Genomic DNA, 21,418 nt, shown 5'->3' on the forward strand with positions numbered 1-21,418 from the left:
CATTTATGCCTTTTCGCTTTTATCCGGAATTTCTCGCCGACCACTTTTCGCCCCGGCTTCTGCCTTTGCTGCTGACCTTGTCAGTGATGTTGCCGGATCTTGCGAGCGCAGCAGACGAAGAAAAACGGGATCAACAAAAAACTGAAAAGCCTGCCGACAAAGTACAAAGTGTTGAAGTGTCCGGCCCCGGCGCTACCAGGCAGCGGCGCAATGATACGGCGGCAAAAATTGTTGTCGGGCGTGACGAGCTGATGCAATTCGGTGATACCGCCATCGCTGACGTGATGAAACGTCTGCCCGGCGTGTCCGTTGTTGGTAGCGACATCCGTATGCGCGGTCTGGGGGCAGGTTATACGCAAATCATGGTGAATGGCGAGCCGGTACCGGGTGGATTTTCTATCGACAGTTTGTCGCCGGATCTGATCGAGCGTATCGAAATTATGCGCACCACGACGGCTGAATTCAGCGCGCAGGCGATTGCCGGCAGCATCAATATCGTCTTGCGTAAAGGCGTTTCCCGTGCATCCAGACAGGTCAAACTGAGTGCCAGCTATGTCGATGGTGCGACAGCGCCGGGCGCCACTTTTGAATTCGCTGATAAGAACGAAGGCCTGTCGTATTCACTGAATGCAAACCTGAATCAGAGCCGTAACCGCTCAGAACCTGTGACCACGGAAACGATACGCGATGCCGCCGGGAATCTAACGGACCTGCGCCAGTTTCATGAACACATAGAATTCAAGACCAATAAAATCAGTCTGGCGCCACGTCTGAACTGGACGATGGCAGATGGCGATCAGCTGACCTCACAAAGCTTGCTGGAATTCAGCCAGAGCACGATGGCCGGACGCAATGGCGAAACGACCTTGTCTGGTTCTTCGTCGACTTATCCACGCAACGATTACCGTTCCAGCGCAGACATTACCGGCATCCGCAGCGATCTGAGCTGGAATCATCGTTTCAGCCCCGACGCGCGGCTCGACAGTAAGCTGGGCCTGAACTACAACAAGCGCGTCAGCGATTATTATTTTGACGGTTATTCAACAACGGTGAATTCACCGTTCATCCGTAACGTGGTGTCAGATGCGATTGATCAGAGTCTGACGGCCAGCGGCAAATATCTGTGGCGTTTTAATGATGAACACAGTCTCGCCTTCGGCTGGGATGGCGGGCTGATACGGCGCAGCGAACAACGCCTGCAATACGATCACAACGCGCCGGGCAGTGCACCCGGCAGCATCAATTTTCTGGATGAAAACTACCGCGCTGACGTGCGTCGTCTGGCCTTGTTTGCGCAGGATGAGTGGGATATTTCTCGTCAGTGGCAAGCGTATCTGGGGCTGCGCTGGGAAGGCTTGCGCACCGCGATACAAGGCCGCACGATGGTTGATACCAACACCAGTTCCAGCGTCTGGAGCCCGGTCATACAGACCTTGTGGAAATTACCGGGCACAGAAAAAGATCAGCTGCGGTTCGCCTTGTCGCGCACGTATAAAGCCCCGGTGACGCGCAATCTGGTACCACGGCGTTACACCGTGAATAACGCCAATGGCCCGACCAATTCCGATTTCCAGGGCAATCCCAATTTGCTGCCGGAACTCGCCTGGGGCATGGATGTGGCGTATGAACATTACTTCGACAAAAGCAGCATGCTGAGTATTTCCAGCTTTGCTCGTCGCATTCAGAATGTCACCACGTTTCAGCTATTCCGCCAGAACGGCGAGTGGGTGACGTCGCCGGATAATCAGGGAAGGGCGAAAGTTTATGGCATAGAAATGGATGTGAAATTGCCGCTGACGCTGTGGTTCGCGCAGGCACCCGCTATCGATATTCGCCTCAATGCGGCACGTAACTGGTCGCGTCTCGACAGCGTGCCGGGACCGGATAATCGCCTGAGCAGTCAGGTGCCGCTGACCGCGAATCTGGGCATGGATTATCGACGCAACGACGCGCACAGCATGGGCTTGAATTTCAATTTTCAGGGCGGCGGCCGCGTGCAGAATTCTGCCATGCTCAGCAGCTATACCAGCGTCACACGCATGCTCGATCTTTACACCCTGTGGAAACTGGCATCCGGCACGCAACTGCGCGTGTCGCTCACCAACGCACTGCACCAGACAGCAGTGTCGGACGATGCTTACGTGAATCAGGGCAGTCAGACGAGATCGGTTGCCACACCCCGGCAAACCGGTATCAGGTTATTGCTGGAGAAGGCGTTGTGACGCATGGAACTGAGAAAAATTTTGCGATGCATTCATTAATAAAAAAACGCCGGACGTTGATGTCATGGCGCTTTTTTTAAACTGACAACATCAACAGATTTCCTCGGAGTAATTGTAGTAATTTTATTAATTGTTATAATCCATCTGACTGTTGCAGTTTAGGGGGGCGAATAATGGCGTTCGTATTTTTGTGTTGTCGCCAGCGCTATCACCTGCAAGTCGTCGCCAGCGGTGCCTGATCTGGTTCGTAAATTGGATGCATGTCTGTGTATGTATGCATCCTCATTGGAGTGAATATGATGTCGCAATTTTTACACCCGTTTTTACGTTGCACATTACTACCGATCACGATGGCGATGTCCGCTCTCGTCGCCGGTTGTGGTGGTGGTTCTTCAAGCCCGACCGTGACGCCGGTCATCACCCCAGAAGTGCCGAATCCAATTGGCGCAGGCCATTTTGAGGCAGCGACTTTTATTCAAACGGTCAATGTCGCAGATGTGGCTGCAGCACTGAACAAAGATGTCGCTGTCGCAATCAGACCGCTGTATTCCGTCGACACCTATAAAATCACCTATACCACTTCCGATGCAGCAGGGCGCAGCGTGATTGCGTCTGGTCTTGCGGCTATTCCGCGCAAGACCGGCGGCCTGTCCAGTCCGGTATTAAGCTATCAGCACGCAACCATTAAAACGGACGCGGAAGCACCAAGTAACCATGCTACGGCGGATGAGCCTGCGGTATTGTTCGCTTCGCTGGGTTACCTCGTCAGTGCTGCCGATTATGTCGGTTATGGCATCACCAAAGGATTGTCACACCCGTATTTGCAGGCAACACCGACGGCTGTTTCCGTCGTCGATTTCATGACGGCGACTTCGCGCTGGCGTCAGATGAAATCCATCGCTGACAACGGTCAGGTGTTTTTAACGGGCTATTCAGAAGGGGCTTACGCATCCATGGCGACATTGCGTTTCATGACGCAAAACAGAGCAGCAAACGCCACTTTGCCAGTCAGTACCTATATCGGTGCTGGTCCCTACGACGTGATACTGACGTTGAATACGATGCTCGATAGCGTTCGTAAAGAAAATCCGATTCTTGGCGCGCTGATCAGTCCGGGGTTTCTGAAACTGCTTGGCGCTAATGACAGAGCGAATGTGCGTAAGTTGCTGCTTTCTTCAGCCTTGGGCAGTCAGAGTGACATCAGCTTTGATCCGACATTTCTTGATAATTTCCTCAACGATGACGATGCCAGCATTCGAATACAAAGTAATGTCAACGACTGGACGCCTCAATCACCGATTCAGTTTTTTCACGGGCGGGACGATACGACGGTGACTTATGCCAATACGGAGTCCGCATTTCAGGCCATGACAAAACGGGGCGCAACATCTCTGTTAGAACGCACGGATTGTTCAGCGAAACCTTCTGAGCATATCGCTTGTGTTCCCTCGTTTTTGATCAATGACATTACCCGGCTTGGCGCTTTGGCTCGTGGTTTGTAATGGATGTATTTTTTACTGATATCGATTGTGTATTGAACAGAGCCGGTGGACGACGCATCTACTGAACATCGATCAGCACAATAAAAAAACGCCGCAAATTAATCTGCGGCGTTTTTTTATTTCACATCAGTGAATTTGAATCTTGCGTTTTTGAGTGGCATTACAAACGCTTGATATTCATGCTGCCTGCCTTGTCTTCGACCTCGAATCCGAGTGCGTGCAGTTCGGCGCGCAGGCGGTCGGCTTCTGCCCAGTTTTTAGCGGCGCGGGCGGCCAGGCGTTGTTCGGCAAGGCTTTGTACTTCGGCAGGAATTTCCAATGCGCGTGGTTCCCAACTGGCGAGTCCGAGTCCAAAGACGCGATCAAATTCAGCAACCGTTGCTTTTTTATCTGCATCGCTGAGATCTGCTTTCATCATTTCCCAGACCAATGCCAATGCGCGCGGCACGTTCAGATCTTCATTCACAAATGTGGTGAATTTTTCTTTGAATCCGGCATTCACGCTGCCACCAGCAGGCCACGCATAAAACGTGTCGCGCAGACGCTGCAAGGCGGTTTGCGCCGATAGCAAAGCCTCAAAGCTGAATTGCATCTGGCTGCGGTAGTGCGCAGTCAGGCACAGATAGCGATAGGCCAATGGGTCGATATGCTGATCGAGCAGGGTTTGCAGGCGCAGGAAATCACCGCTCGATTTCGACATCTTGCCGGAATCGATTTGCAGGAAATAACCATGCATCCAGAAATTCGCCAGACGGGTGCCGTGGCAAGCCTGATTTTGTGCGATCTCATTGCTGTGATGAATCGCGATGTGGTCTTCGCCACCGCAATGGATATCAAACCACGGCGTCAGATATTTGGCCGACATCGCCGAGCATTCGATATGCCAACCCGGAAAGCCGCGCCCCCATGGGCTGTCCCATTCCATCTGGCGTTGTTCGTTTTCAGGGCTGAATTTCCATAAAGCGAAATCGGTGGCATGACGTTTTTCACCAAGTTCCACGCGGCTGCCAGCTTTGATGGCATCGCGTTTGATGCGTGCCAGATAGCCGTAATCATCCTGCTTGCTGGTATCGAAATAGATGCCGTCACTGGTGCGGTAGGTGTAGCCGTTTTTTTCTATGCAAGAGATAAAGTCGATCTGCTCGGCGATATGATCGGTCGCTTTGCACCAGATGGCAGGTTCCAGCACGTTCAGGCTGTTCAGATCGTTCTTGAAAGCGATGGTAAAACGGTCGGCGATCTGCCATGCCGATTCACCGGCTTTGCGGCTGCCTTTTTCCATTTTGTCTTCGCCATCGTCGCCATCGGATACCAGATGGCCGACGTCGGTGATGTTGATCACATGGCGCACGTTGTAGCCGTTCCATTCCAGCGTGCGGCGCAGGATGTCTTCAAACAGATAGGTGCGCAGATTGCCGATGTGAGCGTAGTCATACACGGTCGGGCCGCAGCAATACAGCCCCACCCAGTCATTGCGCAAAGGTGTGAAAGGGCGCAGGCGGCGTTCCCAGTTATCGTAAAGAAGTATGTCCATCGTTGTGTGCAAATGAATAGAGAGAAGAATGAAACGGTGTCATGAAACCTGGTCGCTCAATGTTTGTAGTGCAAACACCGGCGGGAAATCGGGCAGATTCAACAACAGCAACAATAGCCAGTTGCAGACGTGCTGAATACAGAACAAGTCTCTGTCAATTTTTCAGCTAAGCGTTGCGTCAAAGGCATAATTTGGGTGTGGAATAGTAAAAAGCAGAGTGAGAATGTAGCATAGATATGCTCTTAAAGCCTAATCTGAGGGACGGAATAACGCCGTGACTGTACGTTGAGGCAGCCACCGCCAGTAATGCAATGCCGTCTTACTTCAATTCCTTTTTCAGAAATTCCCACACGCCGGGGTCGCTCATGGCGGCGATGTTGAAGCGCATTTTGGTCGATGGCATCTGATGTGGCGAAAACAGGCTGCCGGGTGTCAGCAGATAGCCTTGCTCAAAGGCTTTCTCTGTCAGTTTATTGGTATCGACGCCGGTTTCTGTCCACAGAAACATGCCTGCCGGTGTGCGGTAATCGACTTTGATGCCGATGTTGTCGAGTCGTTTGGTGATGTCGTCACGCACGCCGTCGAGTTTGACGCGGATGCGGTCAACGTGTTTGCGGTAATGGCCTTCCGACAGAATTTTATACACCACACGTTCACCGATTTCTGTCGTTGTCAGCGTCGAGAGCATCTTGCGATCTGATAGCCGCAGCGCGATTTCCGGCGAGGTGGCGATAAAGCCGACCCGTAAATTTGCTGCCAGTGTTTTGGAAAACCCCCCCAGATAAATCACGCGGTTGAGCTGATCGAGCGCCGATATCCGCGTGGCTGACTGAACGGCTGTGCCGGGGTGCATGTCGCAGTAAATATCGTCTTCGACGATCATGAAATCATGTTGCTCGGCGGTTTTCAATACCTGAAACGCTTTCGCTGCCGACAGCGAGGATGATGTCGGGTTATGCATCACCGAATTGATAATGTACAGCTTGGGTTTGTGGATGGCCGCCAGCTCAGCGAGTTTCGCCACGTCTGGCCCGTCTTGCAACCGTGGTATGCCAACCACCTTGGCGCCAAGTATCGCGAACGAGCCAAACATCAGGAACCAGGCCGGATCATCGACAAAAATCGTGTCGCCGGGGCGGGTGAATTCGCGCGCCACCAGATCGAGTGCCTGAGTGATGCCGCTCGTCATGACAATTTGCTCTGGTGAGGCGGCAATTTCCAGCTCGGCGAGTTTCAGTTGCAACTGCTGCCGTAGCGGCAGGAAGCCTTGCGGCGTTCCATAGTGCAGCAGTAAATTCTGATTCAGCCGGCTGATCGCACGCAAGCCATTGGCGACCAGTTCACCATCGAGCCAGTCGTGCGGCAGAACGCCGGAACCGGGCATTTTTTGCGGCGGCAATTGCCGGAACATATTGCGTACCAACCACACCACGTCAAGTTGTTGTGCCGGTGCCGCAATCTGTGGATTTGTCGTTGCATTGCTCAGCATTGACGCGCGTTCGCGCACAAAAAAACCAGCACCACGGCGTGATTCCAGATAGCCCTTTGCGACCAGACGATCATAGGCTTCGACCACAGTAAAGCGCGAGACATTCTGCTCATCTGCAAACTGGCGTATCGACGGCATACGCGCGCCGGTGCGCAGCAACTTGTCGTCGATACGATTTGCCACTGCGGTGACAATCTGCTCGACCAGAGAGCTGCCCGCATCACGGGAAATATAAAACATCGGCGTTTGCATGAAGCGTCTCCTGCGGGCAATCAAAAGATGTGTATTGGATAAACGACCGGAACAGTGTGTAAATTATCGGTTTTAGTGTACTGGTACTGTATTGGTTTTTGCGTTTAGGATAACACAAACACTGATTAAAAAGCGGGCAGAAATCTTTCCCGTTGCCATTGGCTGACAAGGAGACATCATGCCATCTACCGATTTTCCAGCAATACAACAATTAGCGCCCGGAACACTGATTTCTGTCGCCCCGGAACACATGCTGTACCTGCATATCCATCGTGGTCTGGTATGGGTGACGGTGGAAGGCGACGAGACTGATTACTGGTTGCGTGCCGGTGATCTGTTGCAACTACCACCATTGCGTCACGCGGTGATCGAGGCTGATGGAAAGGAAGTGTCTGAGCTGAGCATGCTGACGGCCGATCTGCATCACGCCGCCACGTTGCCGGTGACTGCGCAGACAGCGCTGAATCAGCTGACAAAAGCAGTGGCGACGGTTGCCGGGTAATGTGTTCCTTTTCTGTTCTGTGATCTCGCAGAATCAGAAAAAGAGGGAGTATCTGCCAAAAGCAGCTTAATCCCTGCAGAAAATAAGGGGCTCTACAGATACTCCCCCCAGTATATTTAAGCAAATTTAAGTAATAAAACGCTGCCTTGCGTTGCATCCGTTGTTATGCAGATACATGCATTCTGGCAAATACCGACGATGCAGGACAGATAAAATCTTAGGATGGCTGTATGCCTTTAACTGAATTTATTGCCTTCTCGATTTTTGCCTGGATAGGCTCATTCACGCCCGGCCCGAATGTCGCGATTGCTGCGACCACGGGTGTCAATCACGGCTTACGTGCCGCGTTGCCGCAAGTGATGGGCGTGCCGCTCGGCTTTGTGCTGATGATGTGGGCGGTCGGCATGGGCGGCGCGGCAGTTTTACAGGGAGCACCGGTGCTGGTGGTATTGATGAAAGTGGCGGGGAATGGCTATTTGTTGTGGCTGGCCTGGCGTTTGTGTTTTTCCGCGAGCCTGTCTGACAGCAAAAGCATGCAACCGCTGAGTGTGCAGGAAGCAGCCTTGTTTCAGATCGTGAATCCGAAAGCCTGGATGATGTTGGTGGCCGCCACTTCGACGTATGCGATTGGTCAGCACGATTTCATGTCAAGAATGGGCTGGATGAGCATTGGCTTCGCCTTGCCCAGTGCGCTGAGTTTGCTGACGTGGGCATGGATGGGCGATCGTTTGCGGCACTGGCTGTCACAAGGCCAGCGCCTGCGCAGTTTTAATCTACTGATGGGAATTTCGCTGGCGCTGACCGCAGTCTGGATGTTCAGCCTGTAAGCGCGACAACGGCTGGCATTGAGATTGCCTGCAATCAGAAATCATCTTTACCGCTGTTTTTGAAACAGCACAACACAGGACGCAAAAAATACGATGACAACAGCAACTACGACAGCGGCAGCAGCAGCAGCGGCAGCGGCAGAGCAAAACCGCCAAGAGGTGAAAGGCATGTGGCTGGGATTGGCAGGTGTTGCCATTTTCAGCCTGACCTTGCCGTTCACCAGACTTGCTGTGACCGAGCTTGATCCTGTGTTTGTCGCCATGGGACGCGCCGTGGTCGCTGCATTGCTGGCGGCGATTTTGTTGTGGATGCAAAAAGCGCGTCTGCCGGATTATGCCGATCTGAAAGCCTTGTTGATTACTGCCGTCGGGGTGGTCATCGGTTTTCCTTTGTGCAGCACCTGGGCAATGCAGTATGTTCCTGCTGCGCACGGTGCGATTGTGCTCGGTATTCTGCCGTTGGCAACGGCCTTGTTTGCCGCAATACGTTTTCATGAACGGCCGTCGCCGGGATTCTGGTTGATGGCAGTCATCGGCAGCGCGCTGGTGATTGTGTTTGCGCTGATGCAGGGCGCCGGCCATTTGCAATGGGCTGATCTGGCCTTGTTTGGTGCTGTGCTTGCCGCAGCAATGGGCTATGCCGAAGGCGGGCGTCTGGCGCAGCGCATGGGCGGTTTGCAGGTCATTGCGTGGGCTTTGATACTGATTCTTCCGGTCACGCTTGGCCTTAGTATCTGGAGCGTGTGGCAGCATGGCTTGCATGCTTCACCCGTCGTCTGGAGCGGGTTTGCCTATGTGTCGGTGTTTTCCATGTTTATTGGCTTTCTGTTCTGGTACAAAGGCTTGGCCATCGGAGGAATCGCGCGGGTCGGGCAGATACAGTTACTGCAACCGTTTATGAGTTTGTTCGGGGCAGCGGTGATTATGGGCGAGACGCTCAGCTGGACAAACATGGGCTTTGCGCTGGCGGTAATTGTGACCGTGGGGCTGGGAAGGCGGATGAAAATTCATCGCTGAAATGTGATCAAATTGGAATGTGGATCGGGGAAATCATGCAGCACAGCCGATTTTGGGGTGTTAATCGTTGTGAGGCAGGCTTACAATAGCAGGCTTGGTTATCGTAGCAGTGTGCCGTTGGCGTACGTAATGTGGATCGAATGTTGATTGCCGCCGGTCAGATTGCCGCATAAAAAACCGTTTATATATTTAATACAAGTAAGCCGGTAAATGACTGGCTTACTTTTTCAGGAATCACTATGTCGAAATCGTCAATTTACGAAAAACTCAAAGCACTGAATATAGAATTGCCAGCCGTGGCAACGCCAGCCGCTGCGTATGTGATGTATGCGCAAACCGGGAAAACGATTTTTATTTCCGGTCATATCGCCAAAAAAGACGGCAAAGTCTGGGCTGGTCAGCTCGGTAAAAATGTCACGACAGAAGAAGGCAAACAAGCTGCGCGCGCCGTCGCGATTGATCTGATTGCGACACTCAATGCCGCCTGCGGCGGTGATCTGACCCGCGTGACACGCATCGTCAAACTGATGAGCCTGGTGAATTCCACACCAGACTTTACCGAACAGCATCTGGTTACGAATGGCGCTTCTGAATTGCTGGTGGAAGTATTCGGCGATCAGGGCAAACATGCGCGCTCCGCATTCGGTGTGGCGCAGATTCCTATGGGTGCCTGCGTTGAAATTGAACTGATCGTTGAAGTGGCTTAACTGCCTGCTTATCAGCGCTACATCGTTTAATTATCGCTCTGTTTTGCACCCGCAGTCCGTATCCGGTTTATGTATGTCAAGGTGTTTCCGCTGCAGCCATTTGCGATGCAGCGGCACCTGACAGATAACAATATTTTTTACCTGAAAAGGTATGACTTCTAGTGAGACCAGCATGAAACTTAAAAATCCTACCCCTATCAATTGGAAGTTTTCCGAACGCGCTGAGCAACTGCAAAGCTCTGTGATACGCGAGATTTTGAAAGTGACGTCGCGCCCTGAAGTCATTTCTTTTGCCGGCGGCCTGCCTTCACCTGAAACCTTTCCGGTGGAACGCATGCAGGCTGCATTTGATAAAGTATTGGCGACACAAGGTAAGTCTGCTCTGCAATACGGCACCAGCGATGGTTATGCACCATTGCGCGAGTTTCTGGCAAATTCTTTGTCGACCGCCGATTGCAAGATCACACCCGATCAGATACTGATGGTGTCCGGCTCGCAACAAGGACTGGATTTGCTGGGCAAAGTGCTGATTGATGAAGGCAGCAAGATACTTGTTGAAACACCGAGCTATCTCGGCGCGTTGCAGGCATTTTCTGTGTATCAGCCAGAGTTCGTTTCTGTCGACACTGATGAGCATGGATTGATCCCTTCTTCCGTCTCTGCCAAAGGTGAGGGCGCACGTCTGATGTATGCCTTGCCGAACTTCCAGAACCCGACCGGGCGTACGATGTCGCTGGAACGCCGCATTGAACTCGTCGAGATCTGCGCGCGCATGGGTATTCCGTTGATTGAAGATAATCCGTATGGTGATTTGTGCTATTCCGGCGAGCCTTTGCCTAAGATGCTGAACATGAATCCGGATGGCGTGATTTACATGGGCTCATTCTCCAAAGTGCTGACGCCGGGTATTCGCCTTGGTTACGTGGTTGGCCCGACAAAGCTGATTCGTAAGCTGGAACAGGCCAAACAGGCGGCTGATCTGCACACGTCACAACTGACGCAAATGGCGGTGTATGAAGTGATCAAGGACGGTTTCCTTGGTGAGCACATTCCTACCATCCGCACGTTTTACGCCCGCCAGTGTCAGGTGATGCTGGATGCATTGACGAAGTTTTTCCCGGCCAGTGTTGAGTGGACGAAGCCAGAGGGCGGTATGTTTATCTGGATCACTTTGCCCTCACACATCGATAGTAACGAGTTGCTGGATGAGGCGATCAAGCAGAACGTGGCTTTTGTTCCGGGCGGTCCGTTCTATGCGAATAATCCGGCAAAAAATACCATGCGCTTATCGTTCGTCACCGTCTCGCCGGAACGTATCAATGAAGGCGTTGAAAAATTAGGTAAGCTGATTCAGGCCAGATTATAAAAATCGATGCTGTTGTTCTCAAAAAAGGCACCGTTGTGGTGCCTTTTTTATTTATGGATTCACGGATGCTCGCCTTAAGGTAGTGCCCGGAAAAAGAGGAAGCACACCCACCATTTTTCGCAAGTGTTTGCCGCAGTCAGTTTAAGTAAAATCAATAATTGTTTAATGATTGTTGAATGTCGTTAAAAAATACGATTGTGATAATTTCATACTGCTTATAAGAAGTACCATAGAAGGCTTACGCAATTATTCCAGACTATCTTCGCACATGAAAACATTGATTCAACGTCTTTTAAACTCAGGCTTATGGCATCCCGGTTCCGTGTTGATGGGGCAGTTAAAATTTCCAGGAAAGATGTTGCTGATCAGCGCAGCGTTTATGTTACCGGTGCTTTGTTTGTCGGTTTCTTATTTGAATGCCGTTAATCAGGATCTGACATTTGCAAAGAAAGAGCGTGCCGGTGTTCGTTATTCAAAGTCATTGTATGCCGCGATGGAGGCGGCGATTAACTGGCGCTATCACACACGTTTGCAGATACTGGGCGATCCTGGTGCGCGGGTTGATGAGATGCGTGCCAGTTTCGAAAATGTATTCAAAAAAGTCGAAGAGATAGATCGCGAAGCAGGAGCTGAAATCGGTAGTACGACGGCACTGAATTCGTCGAAAGCGGCGCTGCAAGCTGCGCAGGGAACAAATAACAATCCCGATGAAGCCTATCAGAACGTCACTGCATTGTTTCAGAGCCTGGTTGTTTTACAGAATAAAGTGAATAACGGTTCCAGCCTGGCTCTGGATCCGGAGTTGGCTTCGTATCATCTGATGAGCGCTTTGCTGCTGCGCACACCCGGAATACTGTTGAATGTTTCCGATTTGGGGCGTCTGGGTCGTGCTGCGTATAAATCAGCAGAAGTAACTCCAGAGCTGGCGGTAAAAATCGCTGCGAATACAGCGCTGATCGAACATGAACGAAAATTGGTCGCTGAAGATCTTGCGACGGTGAAGCTTGCTGCTCCACGTCATTTTTCTATGCTGTCTGACTCGGCAGAAGAGATTACCGACAAATTAATCAGCACGGCGAAAAAGAATTTTGCACCGGGCACGGCGGTTGTTGTCGCAGAGCAGGCAGATTACGTCCGTACCGTGAACGGCAGTCTGCAGAGTCAGTTTGTGCAGGTAGGAAAAAATTTATCCGTACTCGATGCCATGCTGGCTGAGCGCGAGGCAGCAATTAAGCGCCATTTGCTGACAACGCTGCTTGTCTCCATTTTCAGTCTTTGTATCGCGGCTTATCTGTTCATCGGCTTTTATAATTCAATGAAAGCCGGAATAGCGAAAGTCAAAAATCAACTGATTAATATCTCTATGGGGGACTTGCGTACTGAAATCAGCAGCGTGGGCAGGGATGAAATTGCTTCCATACTCAAAGAGCTGAGTAATATGCAGAAATCTCTGCGCGATACTGTGCAGCAGGTGCAGATTGCCAGTGATAGTGTAGTCGCCTCCAGTATAGAAATTGCACAGGGTACGCTGGATTTATCTGCGCGGACTGAATCTGCGGCTTCCGCGCTGGAAGAGTCTTCTGCAGCATTGGAAGAAACCACCTCGACCGTGCAGATGACGGCAGATTCTGTGCGTCAGGCATCACTGATTGCAATAGAAAACGCTGCAACGGCGACACGTGGCGGTGACGTGATGCACAGTGTGGTCAAGACCATGGAAGGAATACAGGATTCTTCCAGAAAAATCAGCGACATCATCAGCGTGATTGATGGCATCGCATTTCAGACCAATATTCTGGCCTTGAATGCGGCAGTGGAAGCAGCGCGTGCAGGCGAACAAGGAAGGGGCTTTGCTGTTGTGGCATCAGAAGTCCGGGCGCTGGCAGGGCGTAGTGCGGAAGCCGCAAAAGAAATTAAAACCTTAATTTCAGGCACCACGACTGAAATCTCGGCAGGAACGATCGTCGTTCAGACTGCAGGCGAGACCATGAATGAAATCGTCGCGAATGCAGACAGAATCAAAGTGTTACTCGATGATGTGGCGAATGGTGCGCGTGAGCAAAGTATGGGTGTCGCGCAGATAGGTGAAGCGGTCAGCGAGCTTGACCGTAACACGCAGGCCAACGCGAATCTGGTGGAACAGGCTGCAACAGCGGCGAATTCTCAGCGCAGTGTCGCTGTCAGACTGGCGGCGCAAGTGGATGAATTCCGCTTGCCGGGGAATAAGCAGCCCGTTATCGTTGAAGGCATTGACATTGACGGTATCATTGATGCGCACCGTCTGTGGAAGGTGAAATTGCGTGATGCAATTGAAAAATCTGCCCATGTGGATGTGAAAACCCTGTGCCGCGACGATTGTTGCGCCCTTGGGAAATGGATTTATTCTGACGGTCAGCGTTTGCGCGAAAGGCAGTCATTCACAACGCTGGTTGAAAATCATGCCCGCTTTCACAGAGTGGCAGGTCAGGTTGGCGAACTGATTAATAGCGGGAAACATGAGCAGGCAGAAGATGCCTTGAGCCATGGAACCGCATTTTCGGCAGCTACCACCGAGGTTGTGCTGGTGCTATCGGCAATTAAACGGCTGGGATTTAACTGAGTTCGTGCGACGGCGATAAGGCTCATGCCAGACTGGTGTCCGGTCAGACCCGCCTGCGGCGGGTTTGTTTATTTGCGTTCACATTGAAAAATGTGAGTAAATGTAAGAAGTGTCAGCAAAATCTGAAGTATGCCGTTACATTGCACAATCACTATTCAGTGATTGTCTTCGCATCAAATGCAAGAACGCAGATGCTTTAACTTAACAGGAGTGGATCATGAAAAAAAGTTTAATTGCGACTGCTGTATTGCTGACTGCCGTCAGCGGTGCTTATGCGCAGAATTATTCCAGCGGAAAACAACAGTATGCGGAGGCGTCCCGTCAGGCTGCAGCACGTTATGCGGACGATAAGAAGTTGTGTGCGGAAGAAACCAGTTCAAGTGCACGCATGCAGTGTTTGCGCGATGCGAAAGCGGTTTACAACGGAGCGCTGGACAGCGCAAAAAAAGCCAGCTCGTACAACAACACTTACAGTAACGGGCAGAACAATAATAGAAATCAGCAGGTATGTGCTGACTGCGGTCGCGTCACTGCGGTGAACGTGAGTGAAAGAGAAGGCGAAGGCGGTGCCCTGGGCGTGATTGCGGGCGGTGTTGCTGGTGCTTTGCTGGGCAATCAGGTCGGCGGTGGAACAGGGCGAGACCTGGCAACAATTGCTGGTGCTGCAGGTGGTGCGATGGCTGGCCACAAAATTGAACAAAAAGTAAAAAGCAGCAAAATCTGGACCGTCACTGTGCAATATGACAACGGTAGCAAGCAGAATTATCAATTTGAGAATGATCCTGGCTACCAATATGGCGATCAGGTTCGCGCTTCCGGTAATAGTATTGTCCGTCGTTAATTTTTAATTCATCTGTGTGCGTGTAGCCGGATTCTGGCGCAAGCGAGAATGACTGCTTTGCGCCACAGAGGTTGAATGTTGCAATGCTGAAACTGATTTCTTGCTTAGCGTCTGTACTGACGATAGACTGCAAATTCGATTAATCACTGACGTGGAGATTCTTGCTCTATGAGATGCCTTTTCAGAACGGCAACCTTGTTGCGCATGGCTGGCATACTCATCACTTTAGGGACGGCATTCGGCTCTGCGGCGGCTGCGACTGACGAAGTGTGCAAAAAACTGATCGCCACAGGTAATCCTGAATATCCCCCCTTTTTATGGCGCGATCCCGATGATGAAAGCCATTTGATAGGCGCGAATGCCGATCTCATGCAATCCTTGTCGAAAGAGATTGGTATTCCAGTGGAAGTCAAATATATTGGTCCCTGGGGGCGGGTGCAGGAGGAAGCAAAACTCGGGCGTGTTGATTTGCTGGCGGGGGCGTTTTTAACGTTGCCGCGGTTTGATTACATGGATTATTTTTATCCGGCGTTTCGTGAAACACGCACTGTCATCTGGGTCAGGAAAGACAGTGCGCTGACATATAAAAAATGGAAAGATCTGGTTGGTAAGCGTGGTATCACCGTCATTAACAATAGTTTTGGTGAAGACTTTGACCGCTATGCCAGTGAGTCGCTGAAGGTTGCCACTGTCCCAAGCCTGGAACAGGCGCTCACCTTATTGACATTGTCGCGTGCAGATTATCTGATTTACGAAGAAGACCCGGGGCTCGCGTATATCGCGAAGATGAACATCCAGAATCTCAAGCCCTTATTACCACCAGTCACCAACGAAAACTTATACCTGACCATTTCTCACAAATCACCTTGCAACACGCCGGAAATGCGTGGGCGGATCGCAAAAGCCTTGTACAAGCTGGAGAAACAAAATCTGATGAACAAGCTGGTTTCATCGAATATTCAATTGTGGCGTAAGCAACAAGCTAAATAGAGACCGTTCAGATTGAGATCCATTTTGCGTCATCTGTCGCTCAGACAAATATCCATCATCGGTGTGGCTGCGGGCATTTTGGTGCCCGCAGTTTTATTTGGGTATTTCACGGTCAAGACACGTTACGAGCGGGAGTTACAGTTACGTGTTTATAGTCCGATGTCCCAGTATGCGGACATGTTATCCAAGGCCATGGAAGTTCCGTTATGGAATGTTGACAGGGAAGTTGCCGGGCAGTTTGTACAGGCAGTGATGCGTAACCGTGAGGTCAACAGCGTTACGATCACCGATGAATCTGGCACTGTCTTTGTACATCTGGAAAAAGAGCGCAAACCCCAAAACAATGTCGTCAGTCTGGCGCGCGATATCAGGCTGGATCAGAAGGTGATCGGGAAAGTATCGCTGGAACTGACCTCTGCTTACGTTGATCGCGATTTCTTTGATGACATTCTGAAATTGCTGCTTGCGTTGCTGGCGCAGGTGATATTTTCTTTCGTCCTGATCTGGTTTGTCTTTGATCGCAGGATAGTCCGTCCTATACAAAAACTGCAAAGAGCGACGTTATTTTTGTCTGCAGGCGATCTCAATAAATCACTGGAATGGAAACGTCAGGATGAGATCGGTAATCTTGCGCATGGGCTTGATCAGATGCGTTTGAATCTGGGCAGCCTGATTGCCGAGCGGGATTTGCAAAATCAGGTTCTGCAACAAGAATTGCTGGAGCGCTCCAGAGTTGAACAGGTGTTGCGCGATACCGAAAACAAATTCATCGCTATTTTTCAGTCATCTCCCGTCGCGATGACTGTTTTGCGGAAAGCTGAACGTTACGCGATTATGGATGTTAATGATGCGTGGTTGCGTCAGTTTAAGTGGGAGCGTGAGACAACGCTGGGTAATCCCGCTATGCAAGCACAGTTGTGGAGAAATCCGGAAGACTTTGATCGTATTGTTCATATTCTCGAACGCGAGGGAGAGATACACTCTTACGAAGCGTGGTGCCGCTGTGGCGTCGGCGAACAAAATCTGCTGTGTCAGGTATCCGGTCGTATCATCCGCGTCGGCAATGAGCCTTTGTTAGTACTGGTGCAGGAAGATATTACGGAAAAGCGTCAGAATGAGCTGGATATCCGAAACATGAATCAGACGCTGGAAAAACGTGTATTCGAACGTACTCATGAGCTCGAAGAGGCGAATTCTGAACTCACCGTTGTTCTTGAAAATTTGCAGCGCGCGCAACAGGAGTTACTCAGAACAGAAAAAATGGCTGCTCTGGGTTCTTTGGTTGCCGGAGTTGCACATGAACTGAATACGCCTATCGGTACTTGTGTCACGGTTGCCAGTACCTTGCAGCAACAAACCGATGATTTTCTGAAGGAGTACGAGCACGGCATACGTAAATCAGTGTTGGACGACTACTTAAAAAATGCCAGACTCGGCAGCGATCTGCTGTTGCGTAATCTGAGCAAAGCATCCGAACTGGTCACGAGTTTCAAACAGGTGGCGGTTGACCGCACCAGTGCCAACCGGCGAATTTTTGCGCTCGACGGCATGATGGATGAGTTGATTACGACGCTGGGGCCGATGATACGGAAAACAAAATATACGGTTGTTGCTGAACTCCCGCCAAAATTCATGATGGATAGCTATCCCGGTGCTTTAGGTCAGGTCATGACCAATCTCATCAATAATGCGTTCATCCATGCTTTTGACCCAGACAAACGTGGCCGCGTGACGATCTCTGCAAAACTGATTGACTCGGAACACGTCGAAATGCTGGTCGCCGATGATGGCAAAGGGATTCCCCCGGCTAACCTTGGGCGTATATTCGATCCGTTTTTTACGACCCGTCTGGGGCAGGGCGGCAGTGGTTTAGGCCTGAATATCGTGTACAACCTCATCAAAGATGTATTAGGCGGCGATATCACGGTCGAAAGCCAGCTTGGCAAGGGAACCTGCTTCAAAATTACCCTTCCACGCGTCGCCAGAGTGGTGAATGGGTAGTGAACATGCCAGGGTTTAGTCTTGCCTCTAGCTTTCATCCGCTTTGTTCTGCTACAGTCGCGCCATGAGTAAATTATCTTTAGACCGCATCCTGCAATCGCAGGGCTTTGGGACACGCAAATACTGCCGTGAATTGATTGAAGACGGTGAGATCAGTATCAACGGTGAAGTTGTTGACCACTATAAACAAACGCTGGAGACCGACGGCCTGGTTTTCCGGATTTTTGACGAAGACTGGCAATATCGCGAACACGTTTATATTGCGCTCAATAAACCGGCTAATTTTGAATGTTCACGTAAGCCTAGCCATCACCCCGGTGTGCTGACGCTGCTGCCGGAGCAATTCAGCTGGCGCGATGTGCAGCCTGTCGGCCGTCTGGATCACGATACGACCGGGATGTTATTGATGTCCGATGACGGGCCGTTTATTCACGCACAGTCTTCGCCGAAACGTCATATTCCGAAAGTGTATCTGGCAACAACGGCTGAGCCAGTCACAGATGATCTGGTGAACACTTTATTAAATGGCGTTCAGCTGCATGACGAGCCTGCACCGCTGGCAGCACAGATATGCCGTCAGTTGGACACACATAAAATAGAAATTGTGCTCGAACAAGGTAAATACCATCAGGTGAAGCGTATGTTAGCTGCGGCTGGTAATCACTGCGCGGCTTTGCAGCGTACTGCGATTGGTCAGTTGACGCTGAATTCTCTGGGGTTGGAGGAAGGCGAGTGGTGTTACCTGAGTGCAGAACAAATGGCATTATTAGTTCCTTCAAACGGCTGATTCTGCGGTATCTGTTACTGGTTCGGGTAGTCTGCCTGGCTGGACAGATGCAATAAGCGCAAGTAAGAGACTTTCATCATCGTTTGAACTGAAATGGTCTGTCGTCTTGCTATGAACGGGGAGTACGTATGCGCGTTATTGCGATTGCCAATCCTAAAGGTGGTGTAGGGAAGAGCACGTTTGCCACAAACCTGGCGGGTTATTTTGCAGCACAAGGGAATCGGGTCATGCTGGGGGATACTGATGTCCAGCAGTCGTCCCGCGTCTGGTTGGGTTTGCGTCCTGCGAATTTGCCCGCAATTACCGCGTGGGAGGTGGCCGACAATGCTGTTGCCAGACCGCCCAAAGGCACCAGTCATGTTGTGCTTGATACGCCCGCCGGTTTAAAAGGCAGTAAGCTCGATGCCATTCTGAAACTTGCCGATACCGTCATTGTGCCTGTGCAGCCGTCTATTTTCGATATTCTGGCGACTGAAGAATTTTTGAAAAAACTGGCCAGACGTGAGCATGCTTGCCGGGTCGGTATTCTCGGTATGCGGGTGAATGCCCGCAGCCGCTCTGCGGATCAGCTACGTCATTACGCGGGGCAGTTGGGTCTGCCGGTTCTTGGTTATCTGCGCGATACGCAAAATTACATACAATTAGCGGCTCATGGCGCGACCTTATGGGATGTTGCCCCCTCCAAAGTTGAAAAAGATCTGGAGCAATGGCGTGATATTTTGCACTGGATTAACCATTCAAATGTGTGAAATTTGTGATTGATCAGCCCACAAGAAGAAATAGTTTCTGCTTTTCGCAGATATCAATATAATGCCGGGTCGCCCGGCTTTCGGGCAAATTTATCATTTGATATCAAAGACTTGCGGCATGCACTTAACTATTTTTGAAACACCTGTAATTAACACATTGATGCGTTGGATTTCCATCGCGGGATTACGTCTGACCGGATGGCGTGTTGAAGGGCAAACGCCCACCGAAAAGAAATATGTGCTGATTGCCGCACCTCACACCAGTAACTGGGATTTCCCCGTGACTCTAATGGTGTGTTTTGCTTTACGGTTACGTGTCTACTGGATGGGAAAGTCCAGCCTGTTTCCGCCAGTGATTCGAGTGGTGATGCGCTGGTTAGGTGGCATTGCTGTGAACCGCAGCGCGGCCGGCAATCTGGTGCAGGGAACTGTTGATGCTTTCCATGCCAATGAGCGCCTGACGGTGATCGTGCCGCCCGAAGGTACCCGAGGCAAAGTCACACACTGGAAAACAGGTTTCTATTACATCGCGCTGGGTGCCGGTGTACCGATTGCGTTGGGATATCTGGACTTTGGCAGAAAGGCCGGAGGAATCGGACGCATGTTCATGCCGACAGGTGATATTGCGGCGGATATGGAAGAGATCAAAGCGTTTTACAGCGGAATTCAGGGGAAAAATCCACAGCAGTTCAGTGCCGACCATATCCAGACCAAGTAAGTACCTAATTACCTTCGCTTTCAGCGCATGTCCGTATCCGAATATGCCGGACATGCGGCTAGCCTTGCCGGTTTATTTTTGTGTGAGCGGCGCGTCTTTAACCTGCTGTGCAGTGATTTCCGGCGTTGGATTCGGAGTGCGTATCTGGCGTACCAATAGCCAGTTCAAGGGGCTCAGGATACATTTCTGCGTAAATTTCTCACAATAGCGATGGGAGCCCAGATACACAATTACGGCGCTTGAGGCGAGTGAGATCAACAAGCGCGCGGTATCGCCCAATTGAAAAATACGATTCAGTATGCCCAGTTGATGAAGAACGATCAGAGCCATTCCGTGCCACAAAAATACGTACATTGATCGTTGCCCCACGCGTGCTAATCCCCAGTCTCTGAGACTCAGCAAATACAGGATGCTTAATCCTGATAGCGTCGATACGCCATATTGCAATAGTTGGTACATAGATCCGCTCAGATTTGCCATTTCCAGTCTGTGCAAAGAAAAACTGCCATAAAGCCAGCGGTAATCGAATTGGGCTGGTAGCCGGAAACACATAATACTGCCAGCAATGACAATCACCGATGCCATACAAATTAAGCGCCAGTCACGCCTTTTCGATACGAAAGCATTTGCGCCGAGTTTCCAGCCTAAAATAAAAAATGGGAAAAAGAACAGCGTACGGGCGCCGCTCAGCAGATAACCCAGGTGTTCAGAGTAACTGGTGACGAGCGCTAATCCCAGAGACAGGATAAGTGGAAATTGTAAGCGCGCAAATAACGGCAGTAACAAGCGCCAGCACAACAGACTCATCAGATACCAAAGCATCCAGTAAGGCGCGATCAGCCCCGCATAAACGCTGAAGGAACCGCGTATCAGATATTCGGTGGCCTCGTAAATCAGTTCAAAGCCCAGGAGCGGCGCTACAATATTCCGTATCAGTTGTACTGATTGTTTTTCATCGAGATTTGCTTTGGAGAATATCCCGGATACCAACGCAAACATAGGCATGTGAAATGCATAGGCGAAGATCCAGATGGGGCGCAAAAATGCATCCTGAGCAATATGTAATTCGACGAAATGACCAAAGACAACTAAAAATATCAATATGGCTTTGATATTGTCGAAAGAGATATTTCTGCCGGAAGTAAGTAAGGAGGACATTGCTGCGGAGGAATACATAAAAAACACGTCATCTTAAACGAAAGCGGGTCTACTATAGACGCTTAGTTTGTAACGAAAGTAGAATCGGGTTCCGTTGAGGTCGCGAAGATTCTCGCATAGATGAAAATGTTTCCACTTGGAAATTATGCCCTGCATT

General features: G+C 50.7%; 17 protein-coding genes. 14 read left to right on the forward strand and 3 right to left on the reverse strand.

From position 1 onward, the window contains the following. The first annotated feature begins 5 nt into the window (after positions 1–5). Complete coding sequence (locus Undi14_RS17730) at positions 6–2,222, forward strand: TonB-dependent siderophore receptor (RefSeq protein WP_234030677.1); 2,217 nt, start codon at positions 6–8, stop codon at positions 2,220–2,222. Positions 2,223–2,518: 296 nt separating this feature from the next. After that, positions 2,519–3,724, forward strand: a complete 1,206-nt coding sequence (locus tag Undi14_RS17735; protein ID WP_200181986.1) for a S9 family peptidase — start codon at positions 2,519–2,521, stop codon at positions 3,722–3,724. A gap of 160 nt (positions 3,725–3,884) precedes the next feature. Here the strand turns inward: Undi14_RS17735 and cysS are convergent, their stop codons facing one another. Beyond that, a complete protein-coding gene (gene cysS, locus Undi14_RS17740) occupies positions 3,885–5,258 on the reverse strand; it encodes a cysteine--tRNA ligase (RefSeq protein ID WP_200181988.1) in 1,374 nt (457 codons plus the stop codon). A 319-nt stretch (positions 5,259–5,577) separates the two neighbouring features. Further along, on the reverse strand, positions 5,578–6,999 hold the full coding sequence (locus tag Undi14_RS17745; RefSeq protein ID WP_200181990.1) for a PLP-dependent aminotransferase family protein: 1,422 nt from the start codon (positions 6,997–6,999) through the stop codon (positions 5,578–5,580). Between the two features lie 178 nt (positions 7,000–7,177). Here Undi14_RS17745 and Undi14_RS17750 point away from each other — a divergent pair, with 178 nt between their 5' ends. The 12 genes from Undi14_RS17750 (at position 7,178) to Undi14_RS17805 (ending at position 20,103) form a co-directional block, all read left to right on the forward strand. Further along, on the forward strand, positions 7,178–7,501 hold the full coding sequence (locus tag Undi14_RS17750; protein WP_200181992.1) for a DUF2917 domain-containing protein: 324 nt from the start codon (positions 7,178–7,180) through the stop codon (positions 7,499–7,501). Positions 7,502–7,731: 230 nt separating this feature from the next. Continuing rightward, positions 7,732–8,328 (forward strand): LysE family translocator, encoded by a 597-nt coding sequence (locus tag Undi14_RS17755; protein WP_200181994.1) that lies wholly within the window; start codon positions 7,732–7,734, stop codon positions 8,326–8,328. Between the two features lie 93 nt (positions 8,329–8,421). Beyond that, positions 8,422–9,345, forward strand: a complete 924-nt coding sequence (locus Undi14_RS17760; protein ID WP_234030678.1) for a DMT family transporter — start codon at positions 8,422–8,424, stop codon at positions 9,343–9,345. A 239-nt stretch (positions 9,346–9,584) separates the two neighbouring features. Beyond that, the gene (locus tag Undi14_RS17765) at positions 9,585–10,052 is read left to right on the forward strand and encodes a RidA family protein (protein ID WP_200181996.1); all 468 of its coding nucleotides are present in this window, start codon (positions 9,585–9,587) and stop codon (positions 10,050–10,052) included. Between the two features lie 172 nt (positions 10,053–10,224). After that, positions 10,225–11,418, forward strand: coding sequence for a PLP-dependent aminotransferase family protein (locus tag Undi14_RS17770; RefSeq protein ID WP_200182046.1), 1,194 nt, complete (start codon positions 10,225–10,227; stop codon positions 11,416–11,418). A 268-nt stretch (positions 11,419–11,686) separates the two neighbouring features. After that, on the forward strand, positions 11,687–14,017 hold the full coding sequence (locus Undi14_RS17775) for a methyl-accepting chemotaxis protein (protein WP_200181999.1): 2,331 nt from the start codon (positions 11,687–11,689) through the stop codon (positions 14,015–14,017). A gap of 217 nt (positions 14,018–14,234) precedes the next feature. Next, positions 14,235–14,858 (forward strand): glycine zipper 2TM domain-containing protein, encoded by a 624-nt coding sequence (locus Undi14_RS17780; RefSeq protein ID WP_200182001.1) that lies wholly within the window; start codon positions 14,235–14,237, stop codon positions 14,856–14,858. Positions 14,859–15,026: 168 nt separating this feature from the next. Beyond that, complete coding sequence (locus Undi14_RS17785) at positions 15,027–15,848, forward strand: ABC transporter substrate-binding protein (protein WP_186898536.1); 822 nt, start codon at positions 15,027–15,029, stop codon at positions 15,846–15,848. A gap of 12 nt (positions 15,849–15,860) precedes the next feature. Then, positions 15,861–17,849: a sensor histidine kinase gene (locus Undi14_RS17790; RefSeq protein WP_200182003.1), complete on the forward strand. Its 1,989-nt coding sequence runs from the start codon at positions 15,861–15,863 to the stop codon at positions 17,847–17,849. A 64-nt stretch (positions 17,850–17,913) separates the two neighbouring features. Beyond that, positions 17,914–18,636 (forward strand): pseudouridine synthase, encoded by a 723-nt coding sequence (locus Undi14_RS17795; protein ID WP_200182005.1) that lies wholly within the window; start codon positions 17,914–17,916, stop codon positions 18,634–18,636. A gap of 128 nt (positions 18,637–18,764) precedes the next feature. Beyond that, the gene (locus tag Undi14_RS17800; RefSeq protein ID WP_200182007.1) at positions 18,765–19,385 is read left to right on the forward strand and encodes a ParA family protein; all 621 of its coding nucleotides are present in this window, start codon (positions 18,765–18,767) and stop codon (positions 19,383–19,385) included. A gap of 118 nt (positions 19,386–19,503) precedes the next feature. Beyond that, positions 19,504–20,103 (forward strand): lysophospholipid acyltransferase family protein, encoded by a 600-nt coding sequence (locus tag Undi14_RS17805; protein ID WP_186898532.1) that lies wholly within the window; start codon positions 19,504–19,506, stop codon positions 20,101–20,103. Between the two features lie 72 nt (positions 20,104–20,175). On the opposite strand, the gene Undi14_RS17810 is transcribed toward Undi14_RS17805, so the two are convergent. Continuing rightward, a complete protein-coding gene (locus Undi14_RS17810) occupies positions 20,176–21,261 on the reverse strand; it encodes an acyltransferase family protein (protein ID WP_200182009.1) in 1,086 nt (361 codons plus the stop codon). Positions 21,262–21,418: the final 157 nt, after the last annotated feature.

It is taken from the genome of Undibacterium sp. 14-3-2 (assembly GCF_016595265.1).
In the GTDB taxonomy this organism is placed as follows: domain Bacteria; phylum Pseudomonadota; class Gammaproteobacteria; order Burkholderiales; family Burkholderiaceae_D; genus Undibacterium; species Undibacterium aquatile.

Bases quoted from the DNA above. Each gene is read 5' to 3' on its own strand.
- Undi14_RS17730 (WP_234030677.1), top strand. From the start codon at position 6: ATGCCTTTTCGCTTTTATCCGGAATTTCTCGCCGACCACTTTTCGCCC.
- Undi14_RS17735 (WP_200181986.1), top strand. From the start codon at position 2,519: ATGATGTCGCAATTTTTACACCCGTTTTTACGTTGCACATTACTACCG.
- cysS (WP_200181988.1), bottom strand. From the start codon at position 5,258: ATGGACATACTTCTTTACGATAACTGGGAACGCCGCCTGCGCCCTTTC.
- Undi14_RS17745 (WP_200181990.1), bottom strand. From the start codon at position 6,999: ATGCAAACGCCGATGTTTTATATTTCCCGTGATGCGGGCAGCTCTCTG.
- Undi14_RS17750 (WP_200181992.1), top strand. From the start codon at position 7,178: ATGCCATCTACCGATTTTCCAGCAATACAACAATTAGCGCCCGGAACA.
- Undi14_RS17755 (WP_200181994.1), top strand. From the start codon at position 7,732: ATGCCTTTAACTGAATTTATTGCCTTCTCGATTTTTGCCTGGATAGGC.
- Undi14_RS17760 (WP_234030678.1), top strand. From the start codon at position 8,422: ATGACAACAGCAACTACGACAGCGGCAGCAGCAGCAGCGGCAGCGGCA.
- Undi14_RS17765 (WP_200181996.1), top strand. From the start codon at position 9,585: ATGTCGAAATCGTCAATTTACGAAAAACTCAAAGCACTGAATATAGAA.
- Undi14_RS17770 (WP_200182046.1), top strand. From the start codon at position 10,225: ATGAAACTTAAAAATCCTACCCCTATCAATTGGAAGTTTTCCGAACGC.
- Undi14_RS17775 (WP_200181999.1), top strand. From the start codon at position 11,687: ATGAAAACATTGATTCAACGTCTTTTAAACTCAGGCTTATGGCATCCC.
- Undi14_RS17780 (WP_200182001.1), top strand. From the start codon at position 14,235: ATGAAAAAAAGTTTAATTGCGACTGCTGTATTGCTGACTGCCGTCAGC.
- Undi14_RS17785 (WP_186898536.1), top strand. From the start codon at position 15,027: ATGAGATGCCTTTTCAGAACGGCAACCTTGTTGCGCATGGCTGGCATA.
- Undi14_RS17795 (WP_200182005.1), top strand. From the start codon at position 17,914: ATGAGTAAATTATCTTTAGACCGCATCCTGCAATCGCAGGGCTTTGGG.
- Undi14_RS17800 (WP_200182007.1), top strand. From the start codon at position 18,765: ATGCGCGTTATTGCGATTGCCAATCCTAAAGGTGGTGTAGGGAAGAGC.
- Undi14_RS17805 (WP_186898532.1), top strand. From the start codon at position 19,504: ATGCACTTAACTATTTTTGAAACACCTGTAATTAACACATTGATGCGT.
- Undi14_RS17810 (WP_200182009.1), bottom strand. From the start codon at position 21,261: ATGTCCTCCTTACTTACTTCCGGCAGAAATATCTCTTTCGACAATATC.